The 1,222-nt window shown below is 66.7% G+C and carries 1 protein-coding gene; it reads right to left on the reverse strand.

The features are described 5' to 3' along the window. Positions 1-602: replication initiation protein (locus tag Q0817_RS19945; RefSeq protein WP_298592229.1), on the reverse strand; the 602-nt coding region annotated here is incomplete at its 3' end. Positions 603-1,222: the final 620 nt, after the last annotated feature.

Here is a 1,222-nt window from a genome sequence, read left to right on the forward strand (position 1 = left end):
TCGTAGCGCAGGCGGGCGCGGTAGGCCCATTGCCGGGTGAGGTGGAACAGGGCGACGTTGCGGCCCACAGACGACGCTGTAAGGGCTTTTCCGGTCCTGGAGGGCCCTGGGAGGGCTCCGACGTCTCCGAGGGCCTGTGCGAGCTCCTGGAGGCCGTAGAGGGCGCTTTCCTCCCCCCACAGCGGCATGTGCTGGCGGTGGACGGGGTTCTTGGTCACCCGGCCCGCGTAGCCGATGTCCCCGCCCAGGACGTCGACGAGGCCTTGCTCGATGCGGGCCAGGAGGTTGATCGGTTTCCGGCGGGCGGAGTCGGTGAGGCACACCGGGGCGGCCAGGGCGTAGGCGATGTGCCCGGAGCGGGTGTGCGGGTTCAGGGTCACCCAGGAGGGCTGGGGCAGCCCGGCCAGATCGGCCACCTGATCAGCCTCGGAGCCGTCGTGGTCGGTGACCACGATCGACTGCAGGCACAGGGGGTTGGTCTCGATGTAGGGCAGCTGCAGAGCGTGCTCTCGGGACACCCGCCGGTAGGCGCCGTCCTTGCGCTCAGCGGCCAGTGGCGCCTGCGGTAGCCAGTGGTCGGCGAACACGTTCTGGAAGCTCATGAGGTGACCCAACCACAGATTCCCCATCTCCCCGGGTACGACTCACCTTAATCAGATACTTCCGCCGAAAATTCTTTCCAGCCTGCGCGTAGCGCAGCCCGTTTCCGGGTCCTGCCGAACGCCGCTGGAACCGTCACACCTCATGCATCATTCGATGACTGAGGCTTAGGTGACCCCACGCAGGCGCGCACAGGCATAGCTGCACCCTTCCGCCCGAGGTGCCCCAAGCACCGCAACCAGGCACCGACTCAGCCCCAATTTTCATCCGCCGGCCCCGACAACCACGGTCACTGTCGATGACTCCTGCTGCCCCCGATTAACCCTTCACGGGTGAGGGGTTAACCCGTTCTAGGTGAGGCGACCAGAACGGGTCCCTGTGCTTGGCCATGTGGTCGAGCGGGTGCCTGGCGGGGTGGCGTGGTGATTGGCGGTGGGCCGGTTTCGGGCGCGCTGGGGTGTCCTGGTTGTGCGCACCGAGGACTCCTGGGGAGGTGGTGTCGAGCGTCTTCCCCACCGGCTGGCCGAAGAATGCAAGAGGTGTGACGGCTCAGAAGTGCGTTGGTTGGCTCAGCGATGCGTTCAGCGGAGCAAAGCTGAGGGGGTGTGCTGATGGGTGGGGG

Source organism: uncultured Kocuria sp. (assembly GCF_947500125.1).
Taxonomy (GTDB): domain Bacteria; phylum Actinomycetota; class Actinomycetes; order Actinomycetales; family Micrococcaceae; genus Kocuria.